Genomic DNA, 18,291 nt, shown 5'->3' with positions numbered 1-18,291 from the left:
AGACTTTACCGCTTTTTATGTCCCACAAATCAGGCTATTAATACACTGGTGTGAGGTGCGACCATTATAGAGGTGTTAACGATGAAAAAATGGGCAGTGTTGATTTCCGCCGTAGGACTGGCCTTCTCGGTTTCCGGTTGCAGCAGCGATTACGTTATGGCGACCAAAGACGGGCGCATGATTTTGACCGACGGCAAGCCGGCGGTTGACGACGATACCGGTCTTATCAGCTACGAAGATCAGCAGGGCAATAAAATGCAGATCAATCGTGACGACGTTTCACAGATTATTAAGCGCTAAAAGATTGCCGCGGCTAAACGCCTGGCAACGCGTCTTCGGCAATAAATCACGGTGTTAAGAAAAGAGTCGGGTAAACCTGATACGTCCGCTGCAGCAGCCTGCGGACCCTACCGGCCCGGCTTTTTTGATCTTTTTACTTCCTCTTTTTCTTCCCCTCTGCCATTTTGATACTCCTTTGTCGGGGAAAGCCTGATCTTGTCAATAAAAAAGGAAGCCGGCTATGCAGTATCACCGTATCCCACACAGTTCTCTCGAAATCAGCACGCTGGGGCTGGGCACTATGACTTTTGGTGAACAGAATAGCGAGGCCGACGCTCACCAACAGCTCGACTACGCTGTCAGCCAGGGCATCAACCTGATCGATGTCGCTGAAATGTATCCCGTCCCGCCGCGCCCGGAAACCCAGGGCCTGACGGAAACCTACGTCGGCAACTGGCTGGCGAAACACGGTAGCCGCGAAAAGCTGGTTATCGCCTCTAAAGTCAGCGGCCCTGCGCGTAACAACGACAGCAGCATCCGTCCGAATCACGTCCTGGATCGCAAAAATATCCGCGACGCGCTGCACGATAGCCTGAAGCGCCTGCAGACCGATTATCTCGATCTTTACCAGGTTCACTGGCCGCAGCGCCCGACCAACTGCTTCGGCAAGCTGGGCTACACCTGGAGCGACTCCGCGCCGGTGGTCACCCTGCTGGACACCCTGGAAGCGCTCACCGAATTCCAGCGCGCCGGCAAAATCCGCTATATCGGCGTCTCCAACGAGACGGCGTTCGGCGTAATGCGCTATCTGCACCTCGCGGATAAGCACGACCTGCCGCGCATCGTCACCATCCAGAACCCGTATAGCCTGGTGAACCGCAGCTATGAAGTGGGCCTGGCGGAAGTCAGCCAGTATGAAGGCGTTGAGCTGCTGGCCTACTCCTGCCTGGCGTTCGGCACGCTGACCGGCAAGTACCTCAACGGCGCGAAGCCGGCCGGGGCGCGCAACACCCTGTTCAGCCGCTTTACGCGCTACAGCGGCGAGCAGACGCAGCTGGCGGTAGCGGCATACGTCGATATCGCAAAACGGCATAATCTCGATCCGGCGCAAATGGCGCTGGCCTTCGTGCGCCGTCAGCCGTTTGTCGCCAGCACGCTACTCGGCGCCACTTCGCTGGAACAGCTGAAGACCAACGTTGAAAGCCTGCATCTTGAGCTCAGCGAAGAGGTGCTGGCAGAGATTGAAGCGGTACACTGGGTTTATACCTACCCGGCGCCGTAAGCGGCCTTTGCGGGCTACGGCACGCCCAGCGCCGTAGCCCTTCTAAGCGCAAGCCGCCTTAGCGCCGCCGTCCCCAAAACCACAGGGCGGCGATAGCCAGCGCGAACGCCGCGCCAAAGACCACCCCGATACCAACCACCGGAATGCCCGCCCTGACCGCCATCGAGTAGAATCCCAGCATCAGCAGCATGGCGACGTTTTCGCCAAGGTTCTGCACCGCAATCGCGTTGCCCGCGCCGACGGTATGCTTCCCGCGCTCCTGCAGCAGCGCGTTGAGCGGCACGATAAAGAAACCGCCGAACGCGCCAAGCAGCAGCAGCAGGCCAAACGCCGGCAGAAGCGCATGCTGGAGGGTAAAAAAGATCACCGCGACGCCAATCAGAATCCCGGCAGGCATGCAGCGGGAGACCGTCTGCAGCGTCACCAGCTTCGCCGCCGCTCCCGCGCCCAGCACGATCCCTACCGCCACCATCGCGTTCAGGTAGGTGGGCATAGCGTTGTTCGAAATCCCAAGCGCCACGGGAACCCATAGCACCAGCAGGAAGCGCAGCGTTACGCCGGCTCCCCAGAACAGGCTGGTACCCACCAGCGAAAAGCGCGTCTCCCCGCTGCGCCACAGCGTTTTACAGGCGCTGAAGAAGCTGTGGGTCATCGGCGTAAAGCGCCAGGATTGTCCCGGACGCGCCGCCGGCAGTTTCGGGATCCACAGGTTCGCCACCACCGCGGCGCCGTAGACCAGCGCACAGAGGGCCAGCGCCGCCAGCACGTGCCAGTCGGCGAGGATGCCGCCCGCCATTGAGCCCAGCAGAATCGCCGCGATGGTCGAGGACTCCATCAGGCCGTTGGCCTTCACCAGCTTATCGCCGGTGGTCAGCTCGCCGAGAATGCCATATTTCGCCGGGGAGTAGGCGGCCGCGCCGATACCGACCAGGGTGTAGCCGAGAAACGGGTTCACGCCGAAGCAGATACAGCCGGCGCCAACCAGCTTCATGCCGTTGGCGACCATCATCACTCGCCCCTTGGCGAAGCAGTCGGCAAACTGCCCGACAAACGGCGCAAAGAGAATGTAAGCGCCCACAAACAGCATCTGCATCACCGGCTGGCTCCAGTCCGGGTAGAACTGCTGCTTCATCAGCGCCAGCGTCGCGAACAGCAGCGCGTTATCGCCGAACGCCGATAAAAACTGGGCGCAGATAACCGCCACCATCCCCTTCGAGTACAGCGAATTGTTAGTGTGTACTGACTCATTCATCAGAATGTTCCGTCTCTTCAACCATACTTTTAAGGGTGACAAAGTCCGGCTTGCCGCTGCCGAGAACCGGGAGCTGCTTCAGCCAGCGAATGTCGCGCGGAACCGCCAGCTCCGGCACGCCGTGCTCGCGGGCGTAGCGCAGCAGCTTTTCGCGATTCAGTTCATTATCGGTGGTGAAGAGCACTAAGGCCTCGCCTTTGCTGGCATCCTGCCTGATGGCCGTGCCGTGCATTTTGTCAGGAGAGACCGCCAGCGCCATCTGCTCGACCATCTCCAGCGACACCATCTCACCGGCAATTTTAGCAAAGCGCTTCGCGCGCCCCTGAATACGCACATAGCCCTGTTCGTCAAAGGTGACGATATCCCCGGTGTCGTACCAGCCGCTCTCCGTTTCGCCATGCTGATTTTCCGCCGCGGGGGTCTCCAGCACGCCCGGATTTTCCACCCGCAGATAGCCGTTCATAATGTTCGGCCCTTTAAGCTGCAGACGACCGCCCTGTTCAATGCCCGGCATCGCCAGCAGGCGCGCGTCCATTCCCGGCAGGATCCGCCCAACGGTGCCCACCTTCGCCGCCATCGGGACGTTAATCGACACCACCGGCGCGCACTCGGTTACGCCATAGCCTTCGAGGATGCGCAGGCCAAACTTGTCCTGCCACAGCTGTTTCGTGCTGTCCTGAAGTTTTTCCGCCCCGGCCACCACGTAGCGCAGACGATAAAAGTCATAGGGGTTGGCGAAGCGGGCATAGTTCCCGAGGAACGTTGAGGTGCCGAACAGTACCGTACAGTTGCGGTCATAGACCAGCTCCGGCACCACCCGGTAGTGCAGCGGGCTGGGATAGAGAAATACTTCCGCTCCGGTAAACAGCGGCGTGAACAGGCCCACCGTCAGGCCGAAGGAGTGGAACAGCGGCAGCGCCGACATAAAGCGATCGTTGGCGGTAAAGTCGGCGATGGTTTTAATCTGCTCGACGTTGGCGAGGATGCTCTTGTGGCTATGCACCACGCCCTTGGGGTTACCTTCCGAGCCGGAGGTGAAGAGAATAATCGCCGCATCTTCCGGCTGCTGCCTGACCTGCGCCAGCTTCGGCATCAGCAGGTGGCTGAAGATCCACAGCTTATCGGCGGCGGTCACCTCGCCTTTTAAATCTTCAAGGAATACCCAGCGCACCTGGGTCAGCTGCTCCGGCAGATGCCAGAGCTTGCCCTTATCGAGGAAGGTGCGGGAGGTGAACACGGTTTTGATTTCAGCGGCGGTAATCGCGCTGCTCAGGCCTTTTACTCCGGCGGTATAGTTCATCATCGCCGGAATGCGCCCGCGGGCGATGGCGCCAAAAATCACCGCCGCGCTGATCCCGGCGTTCGGCAGTATCAGGCCGATTTTCTCGCCCTGAGCGCTGTATTTTTCGAGAATTCGCGCGACAAACAGCGTTTTGGTCAGCAGCTTGCGATAGGTATCCGGCTGAAAGTTAATATCTTCCACGCAGTTTTTCCGCGCGCCGAAACGGTCCTGCGCCGCCAGCAGAGATTCATACAGCGTTTCCCGCGGGCGCACCGCCATCCGCGCTTCCATCATTATCTGATGCAGCATTTCGCCGGCGATTTTGCGGCGGTCGCGGGCCCGCGGCGCTTCCGGCATCGGCAGATGCGTTGGCGGCAGCAGGTGCAGCCGGATGCGCGGGAACGGGCGGCGTCTGACCAGCCCTTTCAGCCGGCTGAACGGGGTCAGCTCGGCGCCTTCGATACGCAGCGGTACAATGGTGGCCTGCGACTTCGCGGCGACGAACGCGGCGCCGTCATAGATTTTCATCAGCGATCCGCTCACCGAGATGCGCCCTTCCGGGAAGATAACCACCGGCCGTCCCTGCTCAATCAGGCGCACGAGGTGTTTAATCGACATCGGTTTTGTCGGATCGAGGGGAACAAAGTCGATAATCGGCGACAGCGCGCGCATAAACCAGCGCTGGCTAATGGAAGAGTACACCGCAAAGACCGGGCGAACGGGAAGAAACAGCGCCAGCAGGACCCCGTCGAGGAAAGAGACGTGGTTCGGGGTAATGAGGACTTTTTTGCCATGCAGAGCCTGCGTGTCACCGGTCAACCTGACCCGGTACATTCCTTTGAACAGCAGCCTGAAAAATGCCAAAAGCATAACAACTCCATTTGACCGGTTATTAAGTCATTGCAGGTTACACGAGAAGGCATTTGAAAGCAGTGTGGGGGAGAATTTTTTGGAATAAAAAAAACCTGCGCATCTGCGCAGGTCGGTGCAAGATAATCAGTACGAAAAGCGTACTTAAGAAACTCACCTATCAATACCTCTGGGACCCTGATTGTCCGGTTTTTTAGCCCCGCGACGCCAGCGCTAAAACGCAAGGGAATGAGCCTAAGTGCAACCAGTTATTACCATTTTCGCTAACTGTAACAGCGGCGAACGGCGGGCAAAAAAAACCTGCGCATCTGCGCAGGCTGGTGTAATTAAAGTGGTCAACGTGAAGTCGACTCCACCTATCAATACCTCTGGGATAGCCAGAATATCAATGCATTGAGCGGAGAAACCAGCGAACATTCGCAACAGCTAATCGCAAAGTGTAACCAAAGGTGTGAATTTACCCCCTGCCGTTTCATTCACCGCGCCGGCTGTGTGTAACTTAGTCATCAGCAGAGCAAACCTGCATCACATTTGCGTTAAACCGTTAGCCCTTATCCTTGAATCTGCCGCGCTTTCCCGTAACATAACCTAAATGTAAACGCTTTCCCTATAAAAGGTCTGGTATGGCGACAATTAAGGATGTAGCCCGACTCGCTGGAGTGTCCGTCGCTACCGTATCCCGCGTGATCAACAACTCCCCGAAAGCCAGTGAAGCCTCCCGTCAGTCGGTCGGCGCAGCGATGGAAATACTCAACTACCACCCGAACGCCAACGCCCGCGCGCTGGCGCAGCAGTCAACGGAAACCGTCGGCCTGGTGGTGGGCGACGTCTCCGACCCCTTTTTCGGCGCCATGGTCAAAGCCGTCGAGCAGGTCGCCTACAATACCGGCAACTTTTTGCTGATTGGCAACGGCTACCACAGCATCCAAAAAGAGCGCCAGGCGATTGAGCAGCTTATCCGCCACCGCTGCGCGGCGCTGGTGGTACACGCTAAAACGATCCCCGATGACGAGCTGGCCGGGCTGATGAAGCAAATTCCCGGCATGGTGCTTATCAACCGCATATTGTCCGGCTTTGAGCAGCGCTGTGTCGCGCTGGACGACCGCTACGGCGCGTGGCTGGCGACACGCCATCTGATTCAGCAGGGTCATACCCGCATCGGCTATCTGTGCTCTAACCACCCGATTTCGGATGCCGAAGATCGTCTGCAGGGCTACTACGACGCGCTCAAAGAGAGCGGCATTGCCATTAACGATCGGCTGGTGACGTTTGCCGAGCCTGATGAAAGCGGCGGCGAACAGGCGATGACCGAACTGCTGGGACGCGGCAGGAATTTTACCGCCGTCGCCTGCTACAACGACTCGATGGCCGCGGGCGCGATGGGGGTGCTGAACGATAACGGCATCGACGTGCCGCGCGAGATTTCGCTGATTGGCTTTGACGACGTTTTGATATCCCGCTACGTTCGCCCGCGTCTGACCACGGTGCGCTACCCGATTGTCACCATGGCGACCCAGGCTGCCGAACTGGCGCTAGCGCTGGCGGACAGGCTCCCGCCGCCGGAAATCACCCACCTGTTCAGCCCGACGCTGGTGCGCCGTCACTCGGTGGTCGCCCCGTCGGAGAGCGACAGGTCGTAGCGGTAGAGGTGCACGGCGGTGGCCGGATAGTCCAGGCCCTCGCCGATATAGCGCCAGCCAAAGCGCTCATAAAAATCCCGGCAGGCGGAGTAGAGATGCAGCTGCGGATAGCCGCTCCGGCGGGCATAATCAATAACGTGCCGCTGCAGTTTCCCCGCCAGCCCCTGCCCCCGCGCCTCTTCGGCGACGTACAGCGCCGCCATCCACGGAAACAGGTCCTGACGGCTGATCAGATCGCAGCGCCAGAGCCCCACCGTTGCCAGCAAAAGATCGCCATCAACGGCAATAAAGGTCAGCGGCAGCGCCCCCGGCGTCTGGCTGTGGGCGACGATGCTGGCAAAAAAGGCCTGCGGCAGCGTCTCGCCGCCGAAGGCCTGCCACAGCCACTGCGCGACCTGCGGCGCGTGCTGCGGCGCAGCGTAGAGGGGCAGAATGGTCATACCGGCTTTCCCTGAAAGATCGGCACCGACTCAAACAGGTAGCCGTCAAAGTCCGGCGCGTCCTCGTCCGACAGCTCCAGCAGGCTGTTTTTCACATTTTCCAGGTGCTGCCACATCGCCTGCCAGGCGCCCATCACGTCGCGGCGGCGCAGCGCGGCGAGAATCGCCTGCCGCTCGCCGAGCCACTTCAAGCGATAGGCGCGGCTGGCGATATGCACGTTAAACTGCTGCCAGAGCGGGCTGCTGTCCATCTGCAGCCAGATACGCTCAACCGTTGCCAGCAGCATCTGGTTTTGCGTCGCCCCGGCCAGCACCAGGTGAAACATCCGCGCGTTATCCTGGGAGGCGTCGTTGCTGGCAATCGCCCGCTGCTCCTGCTCGATGATGCGCTTGAGGTTGTCGATATCGGCGCGCGTCGCCATTTTTGCCGCAAAGGCGGCAATATTGCTCTCCAGCAGCTGGCGGGCCTGCAGAATCTCAAACGGACCGACGTCGCTGCTCAGCATCTGCTCCTCCTCGCTATCGTCCTCGTGGGGGATACGCATCACGTAAACGCCCGAGCCCTGGCGAATATCGACCGTGCCCTGCAGCTCCAGCATCAGCAGGGCTTCGCGGACGATGGTGCGGCTGACGCCGTAGGTTTCGGCGATATTGCGTTCCGGCGGCAGCCGCGACCCGATGGGATAACGCCCCTGCGCAATCTGGGCGCGCAAATCATCGCCAATTTCCTGGTAGGGTTTCTTTTCCGGCGGAATGATAGCCTTCTCCACAATATCACCTGTGCCTTATCTGCGAGTGAATCCATATCGGCGCTATCTTAGCAAAATTTACGCCGGGCTAGCGCAACTCATCGTCGATATCCAGCGTCAGCTCGCGGCTTTCGCGCAGCGCGCGAAACCAGCTGGCGGAAGCCTTCGGCCGCCGCGCCCGGTCGTTCTGCAGATCGATTTCAATCAGCCCGTAGCGATTTTTAAAGGCGTTCATCGGCGACACGTTATCGGTAAACGCCCACAGCATATAGCCGTGACAGTTGGCTCCCGCCTCCCGCGCGAGCAGCGTTTGCCAGAGATGCTCGCTGATAAAGCGAATACGGTACGCGTCGACAATGGTGCCTTCGTCGTTGCGAAACTGGTCTTCGTTTTCGACGCCCATACCGCTTTCGGCGACAAACCACGGAATATTGCGGTAATCATGTTTAATCCGCATCGCCATATCAAAGACAATGCGCGGATAGATTTCCCAGCCGCGGGAGGCGTTCATTCGCCGCCCGGGCAGCTCGAAGGGCTCGTAATACCAGGCCGGATGGAACGGCGTCTGCGGGTGCCAGGCGCGCGACGGCGCCTTAACCCGGTGCGGATAGTAGAGGTTAATGCCCAGCTCATCCACGGTATTGTCGCGGATAATCGCCAGCTCTTCGGCGCTATACTCCCAGGCGACGTCGTGCTGCGTCAGCAGCGCAAATAGTTCTGGCGGATACTCGCCGTGGACCAGCGGGTCGAGGAAGATACGGTTATAGAACAGATCGTAAACTTCCGCCGCGCGCACGTCGTGCGCCGCCGCTGAGCGCGGGTAGGTCACCTCCGGATTGAGAATGCAGCCTACCGTCCCGCGATAGCCCCTGTCGCGAAACAGCCTGACCACCTTCGCCGTCGCCAGCACCTTGTGGTGGTTCCACTGCATCCACGTGCTGGTGTTCTGCTCGTAGGGCCAGCGCAGCGCGTCAAGGTAGACGCGGGTTTGCACGACAATCGGCTCATTGAAGGTAAACCAGCGCGTGACCTTTTGATGGTAGCGGGCGAACACCTTCTCCGCGTAGCGCACGAACAGCTCAACGACCTTTTTGGCCGCCCAGCCGCCGTACTGCTCCAGCAGATAGCCCGGCAGCTCGTAGTGTTCAAGGCAGATCATCGGCTCGATACCGTTAGCCAGCAGCTCGTCGAACAGCTGGTCATAGTAGGCCGCATACTCCTCATCAACCGTGACGTTTTCATAATCGGTCAGAAAGCGCGACCAGTTGATTGAGGTGCGGTAGTGGGTCAGCCCCGCCAGCTTCATCAGCTGGACGTCCTCACGAAAGCGGTTGATAAAATCGGTGGCCACCGCCGGGCCGTAGCCGTTATGCCAGACGTGGCGGTCGCGTTTGTACCAGAGATCGGGCCAGGAGTCCTGCCCCTCTTTCTTGCCGCTCCAGCCCTCGGTCTGCCAGGCGGAGGCCGCCGCGCCGAGGATAAAATCGTTGGGAATCGCAATCCTTTTTGTGCTCATCATATCCTCAGGCGTTGTTGGCGATCTGTGAGTTTTCCGCCTGCCGCTGCGCGGTTTCCAGACGGCGGGAGGCAATCTTCACAAACGGCAGGTAAATCAGTACCGCGGTGATGATACAAACCAGCTGGGTCACCACCGCCCCCATCGAACCGGCGGTAGAGAGCCAGGCGTTAATCAGCGGCGGCGTAGTCCAGGGCACCATCACCACCGCTTTTCCGGCAAATCCGGCCGCCGTCGCGAAGTAGCCGATGCTGCCGGTCACCAGCGGCGTGATGATAAAGGGGATCGCGAGGATCGGATTGAGCATGATCGGCATACCGAAAATCACCGGTTCGTTAATATTGAACAGCCCCGGGCCAATCGACAGTTTGGCGATCTCTTTCATCTCCTTGCGCCTGCTGGCGATCATTACCGCAATCAGCAGGCCGATGGTCAGCCCCGAGCCGCCGATGCTCATATAGACGTCCCAGAACGGCATGGTGATAATATTCGGCACCTCTTTTCCCTGCTCGAAGGCGCTCATATTGACGGTAATCGCCCCCAGCAGCAGCGGCTCGCGGATCGGTTTGATCATCTGATTGCCGTGAATACCGATCACCCAGAACAGCTGGGCGACGAACATCAGCAGCAGGATCCCCGGCAGGCTTTGCACCACACGCTCCAGCGGCTGCTGCACCACCAGATAGACCGCGTCATACAGATACATGCCGGTTAGCTGATGGAAAATAAAGCCAAAGGTAGCGATGGCGGTGGTGGTAATAATCGCCGGGATCAGCGCCGAAAACGACGCCGCCACGTTCGGCGGCACGGTATCCGGCATCTTTATCTTCAGGCCCTTGCGCGTCTCCAGCCAGCAGTAAATCTCTACCGACAAAATGGCGATAAACATGCCGAGGAACAGGCTGCGGGTATCTGAAAACTGGCGCAGCAGCACGTCTTTGACCACGTGCATCTGGCCGTCGACCATCATCTCGACGGTGGTTGGAGTGACGCAGATAAAGCAAATCACCGCCAGCAGCCCAGGGAACAGGCTCTTGATACCGTTAATGCGCCCCAGCTCGATGCCGATCAGAAAAACGGCGCCGATATTAAGGAAGTTGAGGGTCGCATAGTTGATAGCGCTGGTAATCGGCTTGAGCGCGGCGAGAAACGATAGCGACTGAAAGCTGGCGAGTCCGTTTTTCGGGTCCAGCACCATGTTTGAGATCAGCACCGAAAAGGCGCCGACGATGATCACCGGCATCAGGGTAATAAAGGCGGATTTTATCGCCATGATGTAGCGGTAGCTGTTGAATTTCGTGGCGAAACTCCCCAGTGAGTCGATCAATTTTTCCTGCAATGCCATAGAGGATACCTCAGGTTGAAGGGCTTTTTGCGCGCCAGGTGTACAGCCGAGCACCTTTTGGCATACCAAAAAAATAGTAACTGGCGGCAAAAAGTTCTGTGATTCAGATCTCAACGCGCAATTTGGCATTCCAGATTTTTTATAAAATTAAATATTGGCATACCGCATTGGCGACATCGATTTTCACCGCGGCGCAGTTCCTGCAAAAAGCGTGATCCCGATAGTTTTTTGCGCGGCGTAGAGGTCATATCCCCCTGAATGTCTGTGATAAACTGCGAAACACCACGTGATATCAGGAATCGATTAATGGCTACAATGCTGGATGTCTCAATTCGCGCAGGCGTCTCTAAAGCGACGGTTTCCCGCGTGTTGAACGGCACAGGTCAGGTAAAAGAGAGTACCCGTCAGCAGGTATTCAAAGCGATGGAGGAGCTGGGGTATCGGCCGAACTTTCTCGCCCGTTCGCTGGCCAACCGCACGAGTAACAGCATCGGACTGGTGGTTTCCACCTTCGACGGCTTCTACTTTGGCCGTCTGCTGCAGCAGGCCTCGCGCCAGACCGAAGCCTGGGGAAAGCAGCTGATTGTCACCGACGGCCACGATGCGCCGGAGCGCGAAGAAGAAGCGGTGCAGATGCTTGCCGATCGTCAGTGCGACGCCATCATCCTCTATACCCGCCATATGAGCGAAAAGAAGATCATGTCGCTGATCGACGCCGTCGATATGCCGCTGGTGGTGATTAACCGCGACGTCAGCCTCGCCCGCGATCGCTGCGTGTTCTTCGAGCAGGAGGATGCCGCCTTCCAGGCGGTGAACTATCTGATTACTCAGGGCCATCGCGAGATCGCCTGCCTGACGGTTCCTATGCACACGCCAACGGGCAAAGCCCGCCTGCAGGGTTACCGCAAGGCGCTGAAGAAAAATGGTATTGCGTGGGATCCGGCGAAAGTGAAATACGGCGATTCAACGATGACCCGCGGCTACGAGCTGTGCCGAGAGCTGCTGGAGGAGAAAACGCCGTTCAGCGCGCTTTTTTCCTGTAACGACGATATGGCGCTCGGCGCCTCAAAAGCGCTGCATCAGGCGGGGCTGCGGATCCCACAGGACGTTTCGCTATTTGGTTTTGATGACGCCCCCAGCGCAAAATGGCTGGAGCCGGGCCTGTCGACGGTCTATCTGCCCATCGACAATATGATCACCACCGCCATCGATCAGGCGATCAAGCTTGCCAACCATCAGCCGATCGAAACGATCCCGCCGTTTACCGGCACGCTGGTGCTGCGCGAGTCGGTCACGACGGGTCCCTTTTTAGATCAGATTTGCTCTAAGACCAGCAGCTCCTGAATGGTCTGGCGGCGGCGAATCAGCCGCGCGCTGCCGTTATCGAACAGCACTTCCGGCAGCAGCGGGCGGCTGTTGTAGTTCGAGGACATCGACGCGCCGTAGGCGCCGGTATCGTGCAGCACCAGGTAATCGCCCGGCGCCACATCAGGCAGCAGGCGCGTTTCCACTTTCCCCCCTTCCTGCTGGGTAAAGACGTCCCCGGATTCGCACAGCGGCCCGGCGACCACGGTTTCAATCATCGGCGCCGCGCTGAGGTCGCGACCATCCGCCGCCAGGGCGCTGATATGGTGGTAGCTGCCGTACATCGCCGGACGCATCAGGTCGTTAAAGCCGGCGTCAATCAGCACGAAGTGGCGGCTGCCCATCTCCTTCACGCTGCGCACCTGAGAGACCAGCACGCCGGATTCCGCCACCAGGAAACGACCCGGTTCGAGCTCCAGCTTCACCGGATGCCCCAGGTGCTTCGCCACCTGCTCGCGCGCGGCGTTCCACAGACCGTAATAGTGATCGGTATCGATCGCCTCTTCGCCTTCGCGGTACGGGATCGACAGGCCGCCGCCGGCGGAGATCGCCTGCAGATCCTGACCAAACTCGATCACCTGGCGCACCATCGCGCCGCATACCTGCTCGAGGTGGGCATAATCCACCCCTGAGCCAATGTGCATGTGAATCCCCACCAGCTGCAGCTGATAGCGGCGCATCACCTCCAGCGCCGCCGGCAGATGGCTGTACCAGATCCCGTGCTTGCTGTTCTCACCGCCGGTATTGGTTTTCTGGCTATGGCCGTGACCGAATCCCGGGTTGACCCGCAGCCATACACGATGGCCCGGCGAGACTTCCCCCAGCTGGCTCAGCATATCCACCGATCCGGCGTTGACCGGGATCTGCAGCTCCTTGACCCGCTCCAGCGTTGCGTCGTCGATCAGATCGGCGGTGAAGACAATATCTTCCGGATGCTGCTGCGGATCGTAGCCCGCCGCCAGCGCGCGCTCAATCTCGCCAAGCGACACGGAATCCACCTTCACGCCCTGCTCGCGCATCAGGCGCAGGATATGAATATTCGAGCACGCTTTCTGCGCAAAGCGCACCACGTCAAACTTGCTGAGCTGGGCAATCTGGCGGCGAATAATCTGCGCGTCGTAAACCCATACCGGGCAGCCAAACTCGGCGGGCAGGCGCAGCAGGTTATCTGCGGTCAGGTCGGTATCGGTGGCGTAAAGCGAGCGTGGCATGGTTAACTCCGGCGTTGTCTGCGTTGGGCGTGTTTTTTTATGATTACGCCATAGCCCGAAGGGAATAAAAAATATCGTTTTATCGTGAGTCTATGCAAAAATGATATGGATACCTGATGCCACCCGAGAGCCGCCATGCCCGCCGTCAATTTGCGCCATATCGAAATCTTCCACGCGGTGATGACCACCGGCAATCTGACCGAGGCCGCCCGCATGCTGCATACCTCGCAGCCGACGGTCAGCCGGGAGCTGGCGCGCTTTGAAAAGGGGCTGGGGCTGAAGCTTTTTGAGCGCGCTCGCGGCCGCCTGCAGCCCACGGTGCAGGGGCTGCGGCTGTTTGAAGAGGTACAGCGGTCGTGGTACGGGCTGGACAGAATCGTCAGCGCGGCGGAAAGCCTGCGCGAGTTTCGCCAGGGCGAGCTGTCGGTGGTGTGCCTGCCGGTCTTTTCCCAGTCGTTTTTACCGCTGCTGCTGCAGCCGTTTCTGGCGCGCTATCCGGAGGTCAGCCTGCAGATTGTCCCCCAGGAGTCGCCTCTGCTGGAGGAGTGGCTCTCCGCCCAGCGCCACGATCTTGGCCTGACCGAAACCCTGCATACCCCCGCCGGAACCGAACGCACGCCGCTGCTGACGCTGAATGAAGTCTGCGTCCTGCCGCAGGGCCACCCGCTCGCCGCGAAGCAGGTTCTGACCCCCGCCGATTTCCACGGCGAAAACTACATCAGCCTGTCGCGGACCGACAGCTATCGCCAGCTGCTTGACGCTCTGTTCCTTGAACATCAGGTCAAGCGGCGGATGGTGGTCGAAACCCACAGCGCGGCGTCGATTTGCGCGATGGTGCGTGCGGGCGTCGGCATCTCGATCGTCAATCCGCTCACCGCCCTTGACTATGCTGAAAGCGGCGTCGCGGTGCGCCGCTTCAGCGTCGATGTGCCTTTTACCGTCAGCATGATCCGCCCGCTGCACCGCCCCGGCTCGGCGCTGGTCGACGCCTTTATTCACCATTTACAGCACAGCCTGGCGCAGATTCAGCGCCCGCTCGATACGGTGCTTAAGAAAGCATAAATGCCATCGCGTCCGCGGCATGAATGGCCGCGGTATCAAATCCCGGCCTTTCTGCGGGCACCAGCGGCCGCTCGTTTTCGCCATTCGCTCCTTTTATGGTTACCCCGGAGAAACAAACATGTGATCGGCTTTCCACTTCTCTCGTCGATCGTTTCCATTTAGAAAATTATCCTATAAGTTAAATGAAACATTGTTTCATTTAACTACGGGACCAGCGGATGTTTATTTTTCATAAAGAGACCACCCTCGACGATCTGGGTAACGGCGTGACCCGGCGTATTCTGGCGCACGATGGCAAAATGATGGCAGTTGAGGTTAATTTTGACGCCGGGGCCGTCGGGCCGATGCATAACCACCCTCACGAGCAGCTGACCTACGTGCTTTCAGGCGAGTTCGAATTCACGATCGGTGATGAGAAACATGTGGTTAGCGCCGGCGACACGCTCTACAAGCGGCCGAATATTATGCACGGCTGCGTATGCCTGAAGGCGGGAACCCTGCTGGATACCTTTACGCCCATGCGTCAGGATTTTCTGCCAGGCTAATATTCCCCCGGGCATGCCGCCGGCATGCCCCTCTACGCTTTCGTCCTCCCTCCTCCGCCATATTATTTGTTAATAAATAGGTGAAAATTAAATCATTAGCCGGGCAATCAAATGCCTCAAACCTTCTTCACTTCACACTCTTAGCCTCTCCCTCAGCCCCTTACGGGCGGTGTAAAACGTCGACCATCGCATTTTTTGAAACATCGTTTCGACTCCGATCACATTTCCGTTATGAATCGAATGACTCCGTAATAAATAGCAATAAAATAAAATTAAAACGGTGTTTTATAAAATGAGAAGCGCCGGGCATAGCAAAGCCGAGCAGAGGCGCGCCCGGCAAGAAACGGCGGGTGACAACCGAGACCAACGCAGGGTTCAACAAGGAAGGAAGCGCCAGCACAGACACCAGCAACAGATTAATTTTTCCGGCTACCTTTCAGCGCACGTGACGCCCGCAGCTTGAAGCTCGCCGGATTTAAACCGAATCCGTTTTACAAACTCGTAAGCCAGGTAGGTATGTATGAATGAAAACAAGCTCCTGGGATTGGCATGGATATCGCCCTATATCATCGGGCTGATAATCTTTACCGCCTTTCCCTTTGTTTCATCTTTCTTCCTCAGTTTCACTGAGTACGATTTGATGAGTCCGCCGGTATTTAACGGCATTGAAAACTATCGCTACATGCTGACCGAAGATTCGCTCTTCTGGAAGTCCATGGGCGTCACCTTCGCCTATGTCTTTTTAACCATTCCGCTGAAGCTGGCCTTTGCGCTGGGCATCGCCTTTGTTCTGAACTTTAAGCTGCGCGGAATCGGTTTCTTCCGTACCGCGTATTATATTCCTTCTATTCTCGGCAGCTCCGTGGCTATCGCCGTGCTGTGGCGCGCGCTGTTCGCTATCGACGGCCTGCTGAACAGCTTTATCGGCGTGCTGGGCTTCGACCCGGTCAACTGGCTCGGCGAGCCGTCGCTGGCGCTGATGTCGGTGACCCTGCTGCGCGTCTGGCAGTTCGGTTCGGCGATGGTTATCTTCCTCGCGGCGCTGCAGAACGTTCCGCAATCGCAGTACGAAGCGGCGATGATCGACGGCGCCTCGAAGTGGCAGATGTTTATGAAGGTCACGGTGCCGCTGATTACGCCGGTGATTTTCTTCAACTTCATTATGCAAACCACCCAGGCGTTCCAGGAGTTTACCGGACCGTATGTGATAACCGGCGGCGGCCCGACCTACTCCACCTATCTGTTCTCGCTCTATATCTACGACACCGCATTTAAGTACTTCGATATGGGCTACGGCGCGGCGCTGGCATGGGTGCTGTTCCTGGTCGTCGCGGTATTTGCCGCTATTGCCTTTAAGTCTTCGAAATATTGGGTGTTCTATTCCGCCGATAAGGGAGGCAAAAATGGCTGATATCCAACAAATTTCCGCGGCTCGTGATATCGCAGAGCGCGAGGTTGCCAGAACGCTGCGCCGTGAAAAAATAAACGCCAGCGTCCGCTATGTGATCCTGCTGATCGTGGGCCTGCTGATGCTCTATCCGCTGGTGTGGATGTTCTCGGCATCGTTCAAACCGAACCATGAGATCTTCACCACCCTAAGCCTGTGGCCCGCTCACGCGACCTGGGACGGGTTTATCAACGGCTGGAAAACCGGGACCGAATACAACTTCGGCCACTATATGCTGAATACCTTCAAGTATGTGATCCCGAAAGTGATCCTGACCATTATCTCCTCCACCATCGTGGCGTACGGCTTTGCCCGCTTCGAGATCCCGTGGAAGAAGTTTTGGTTCGCCACCCTCATCACCACCATGCTGCTGCCGAGCACCGTACTGCTTATCCCGCAGTACCTGATGTTCCGCGAAATGGGGATGCTGAACAGCTATATGCCGCTGTACCTGCCGCTGGCCTTCGCCACCCAAGGGTTCTTCGTCTTCATGCTGATCCAGTTCCTGCGCGGCGTGCCGCGCGATATGGAAGAGGCGGCGCAGATTGACGGCTGCAACTCCATCCAGGTGCTGTGGTACGTGGTGGTGCCGATTTTAAAACCGGCGATTATCTCGGTCGCCCTGTTCCAGTTTATGTGGTCAATGAACGACTTTATTGGTCCGCTGATTTACGTCTATAGCGTCGATAAGTATCCGATCGCGCTGGCGCTGAAAATGTCTATCGACGTTACGGAAGGCGCTCCGTGGAACGAAATTCTGGCAATGGCGAGCATCTCCATTCTGCCATCCATCATCGTATTCTTCCTGGCTCAACGCTACTTCGTACAGGGCGTCACCAGCAGCGGGATTAAAGGTTAAGAGGGAAAAACATGGCTGAAGTTATTTTCAACAAACTGGAAAAGGTCTACTCCAACGGCTTTAAAGCGGTACACGCTATCGATCTGAAAATCGCTGACGGGGAGTTTATGGTGATCGTCGGGCCGTCCGGCTGCGCCAAATCCACCACCCTGCGCATGTTGGCGGGCCTGGAAACCATCAGCGGCGGCGAAGTACGCATCGGGGAGAAAATCGTCAATAACCTCGCCCCGAAGGCGCGCGGCATTGCGATGGTATTCCAGAACTACGCGCTCTATCCGCATATGACGGTGCGCGAAAACCTCGCCTTTGGCCTCAAGCTGAGCAAGCTGCCAAAGGAGCAGATTGAAAGCCAGGTTAACGAAGCGGCAAAAATCCTCGAGCTGGAGGAGCTGCTCGACCGTCTGCCGCGCCAGCTCTCCGGCGGCCAGGCCCAGCGCGTGGCGGTTGGCCGGGCGATTGTTAAAAAGCCGGACGTGTTCCTGTTCGATGAGCCGCTCTCTAACCTCGACGCCAAGCTGCGCGCCTCGATGCGCATCCGAATCTCTGACCTGCACAAGCAGCTGAAGAAATCCGGCAAGCCGGCGACCACCGTTTACGTCACCCACGATCAAACCGAAGCCATGACCATGGGCGACCGCATCTGCGTGATGAAGCTGGGCCACATCATGCAGGTGGACACCCCGGATAATCTGTACCACAAGCCAAAGAATATGTTTGTGGCCGGCTTTATCGGCGCGCCGGAGATGAACATCCGCCCTTGCAAGCTGGTTGATCGCAGCGGCCGCCTGCATATGAACATCGGCGACGATCTGCTGCCCCTCAACGACGCGCTGCAGAGCAAAGCCGAAGGCTACAAAGACCAGCCGCTGTTCTACGGCGTGCGCCCGGAGTTTGTCTCCATCTCGGACCAGCCGTTCGCCGAAGGCTGCGGCTCCGGCGAGATGGTTCGCGTGGAAAATATGGGCCACGAGTTCTTTGTCTATATGAAAGTCGCCGATTATGAGCTGACCGCCCGCGTCCCTTCCGACGAAGCCAGGCCGATTATCGAAAAAGGCCTGCATCGTAAGATCTATTACCGGTTCGATCTCAACAAGTGCCATCTCTTTGATGCGTCGACCGAACAGAACATCTCTCTGTAATCACTGGA

Annotated in this window: 17 protein-coding genes and 1 pseudogene; 9 read left to right on the top strand and 9 right to left on the bottom strand. The window is 58.2% G+C overall.

The genetic code is table 11. The features are described 5' to 3' along the window. Positions 1 to 81 precede the first annotated feature (81 nt). Positions 82 to 300, top strand: a complete 219-nt coding sequence (locus tag AC1M2H_RS05315; RefSeq protein ID WP_004867116.1) for a YgdI/YgdR family lipoprotein — start codon at positions 82 to 84, stop codon at positions 298 to 300. Between the two features lie 220 nt (positions 301 to 520). Next, positions 521 to 1,561 carry an NADP(H)-dependent aldo-keto reductase gene (locus AC1M2H_RS05310; RefSeq protein WP_480150579.1) on the top strand — a complete coding sequence of 347 codons (1,041 nt, stop codon included), beginning with the start codon at positions 521 to 523 and terminating at the stop codon, positions 1,559 to 1,561. Between the two features lie 58 nt (positions 1,562 to 1,619). On the opposite strand, the gene lplT is transcribed toward AC1M2H_RS05310, so the two are convergent. After that, positions 1,620 to 2,813 carry a lysophospholipid transporter LplT gene (gene lplT, locus AC1M2H_RS05305; protein ID WP_480150578.1) on the bottom strand — a complete coding sequence of 398 codons (1,194 nt, stop codon included), beginning with the start codon at positions 2,811 to 2,813 and terminating at the stop codon, positions 1,620 to 1,622. Beyond that, positions 2,806 to 4,965: a bifunctional acyl-ACP--phospholipid O-acyltransferase/long-chain-fatty-acid--ACP ligase gene (aas, locus tag AC1M2H_RS05300; RefSeq protein WP_480150577.1), complete on the bottom strand. Its 2,160-nt coding sequence runs from the start codon at positions 4,963 to 4,965 to the stop codon at positions 2,806 to 2,808. Before aas ends, lplT begins: the two co-directional genes overlap by 8 nt. 623 nt (positions 4,966 to 5,588) lie before the next feature. Between aas and galR the strand changes: the two genes are divergently transcribed. Further along, on the top strand, positions 5,589 to 6,605 hold the full coding sequence (galR, locus tag AC1M2H_RS05295) for an HTH-type transcriptional regulator GalR (RefSeq protein ID WP_480150576.1): 1,017 nt from the start codon (positions 5,589 to 5,591) through the stop codon (positions 6,603 to 6,605). Here the strand turns inward: galR and AC1M2H_RS05290 are convergent. The 4 genes from AC1M2H_RS05290 to AC1M2H_RS05275 form a co-directional block, all read right to left on the bottom strand. Then, complete coding sequence (locus tag AC1M2H_RS05290; RefSeq protein WP_480150575.1) at positions 6,566 to 7,045, bottom strand: GNAT family N-acetyltransferase; 480 nt, start codon at positions 7,043 to 7,045, stop codon at positions 6,566 to 6,568. The two genes, galR and AC1M2H_RS05290, sit on opposite strands and share 40 nt — an antisense overlap. After that, positions 7,042 to 7,815 carry a GntR family transcriptional regulator gene (locus AC1M2H_RS05285; protein ID WP_480150574.1) on the bottom strand — a complete coding sequence of 258 codons (774 nt, stop codon included), beginning with the start codon at positions 7,813 to 7,815 and terminating at the stop codon, positions 7,042 to 7,044. The genes AC1M2H_RS05290 and AC1M2H_RS05285 overlap by 4 nt, the downstream gene beginning before the upstream one ends. Before the next feature lie 67 nt (positions 7,816 to 7,882). Continuing rightward, the gene (locus AC1M2H_RS05280; RefSeq protein ID WP_480151848.1) at positions 7,883 to 9,310 is read right to left on the bottom strand and encodes a glycoside hydrolase family 1 protein; all 1,428 of its coding nucleotides are present in this window, start codon (positions 9,308 to 9,310) and stop codon (positions 7,883 to 7,885) included. A gap of 7 nt (positions 9,311 to 9,317) precedes the next feature. Further along, positions 9,318 to 10,655: a PTS sugar transporter subunit IIC gene (locus AC1M2H_RS05275; RefSeq protein WP_426812064.1), complete on the bottom strand. Its 1,338-nt coding sequence runs from the start codon at positions 10,653 to 10,655 to the stop codon at positions 9,318 to 9,320. Between the two features lie 315 nt (positions 10,656 to 10,970). Here AC1M2H_RS05275 and AC1M2H_RS05270 point away from each other — a divergent pair, with 315 nt between their 5' ends. Beyond that, entirely contained in the window at positions 10,971 to 11,999 is a 1,029-nt protein-coding gene (locus tag AC1M2H_RS05270; protein WP_480151847.1) for a LacI family DNA-binding transcriptional regulator, read from the top strand. Here AC1M2H_RS05270 and lysA read toward each other — a convergent pair. Continuing rightward, positions 11,969 to 13,231 carry a diaminopimelate decarboxylase gene (lysA, locus tag AC1M2H_RS05265; protein WP_480150573.1) on the bottom strand — a complete coding sequence of 421 codons (1,263 nt, stop codon included), beginning with the start codon at positions 13,229 to 13,231 and terminating at the stop codon, positions 11,969 to 11,971. The genes AC1M2H_RS05270 and lysA overlap by 31 nt on opposite strands. 135 nt (positions 13,232 to 13,366) lie before the next feature. Between lysA and AC1M2H_RS05260 the strand changes: the two genes are divergently transcribed. After that, on the top strand, positions 13,367 to 14,293 hold the full coding sequence (locus AC1M2H_RS05260; RefSeq protein ID WP_480150572.1) for a LysR family transcriptional regulator: 927 nt from the start codon (positions 13,367 to 13,369) through the stop codon (positions 14,291 to 14,293). Here AC1M2H_RS05260 and AC1M2H_RS05255 read toward each other — a convergent pair. Then, positions 14,280 to 14,357: pseudogene (locus tag AC1M2H_RS05255) on the bottom strand (aspartate/glutamate racemase); the annotation flags it as partial. The gene AC1M2H_RS05260 and the pseudogene AC1M2H_RS05255 sit on opposite strands and share 14 nt — an antisense overlap. 154 nt (positions 14,358 to 14,511) lie before the next feature. Here AC1M2H_RS05255 and AC1M2H_RS05250 point away from each other — a divergent pair. Continuing rightward, the gene (locus AC1M2H_RS05250) at positions 14,512 to 14,838 is read left to right on the top strand and encodes a cupin domain-containing protein (protein WP_480150571.1); all 327 of its coding nucleotides are present in this window, start codon (positions 14,512 to 14,514) and stop codon (positions 14,836 to 14,838) included. 229 nt (positions 14,839 to 15,067) lie between these two features. On the opposite strand, the gene AC1M2H_RS05245 is transcribed toward AC1M2H_RS05250, so the two are convergent. Further along, positions 15,068 to 15,244, bottom strand: coding sequence for a hypothetical protein (locus AC1M2H_RS05245; RefSeq protein WP_480150570.1), 177 nt, complete (start codon positions 15,242 to 15,244; stop codon positions 15,068 to 15,070). 114 nt (positions 15,245 to 15,358) lie between these two features. Between AC1M2H_RS05245 and AC1M2H_RS05240 the strand changes: the two genes are divergently transcribed. Genes AC1M2H_RS05240 through AC1M2H_RS05230 form a run of 3 tightly spaced genes read left to right on the top strand, consistent with a single transcriptional unit; the run spans position 15,359 to position 18,283 of the window. After that, entirely contained in the window at positions 15,359 to 16,249 is an 891-nt protein-coding gene (locus AC1M2H_RS05240) for a carbohydrate ABC transporter permease (protein ID WP_041147051.1), read from the top strand. Next, the gene (locus AC1M2H_RS05235; RefSeq protein WP_480150569.1) at positions 16,242 to 17,144 is read left to right on the top strand and encodes a carbohydrate ABC transporter permease; all 903 of its coding nucleotides are present in this window, start codon (positions 16,242 to 16,244) and stop codon (positions 17,142 to 17,144) included. The genes AC1M2H_RS05240 and AC1M2H_RS05235 overlap by 8 nt, the downstream gene beginning before the upstream one ends. A gap of 11 nt (positions 17,145 to 17,155) precedes the next feature. Then, positions 17,156 to 18,283, top strand: coding sequence for an ABC transporter ATP-binding protein (locus tag AC1M2H_RS05230; protein ID WP_480150568.1), 1,128 nt, complete (start codon positions 17,156 to 17,158; stop codon positions 18,281 to 18,283). Positions 18,284 to 18,291: the final 8 nt, after the last annotated feature.

Source organism: Klebsiella sp. F11 (genome assembly GCF_056712265.1).
This window is presented reverse-complemented; position numbering and strand designations above follow the sequence as displayed.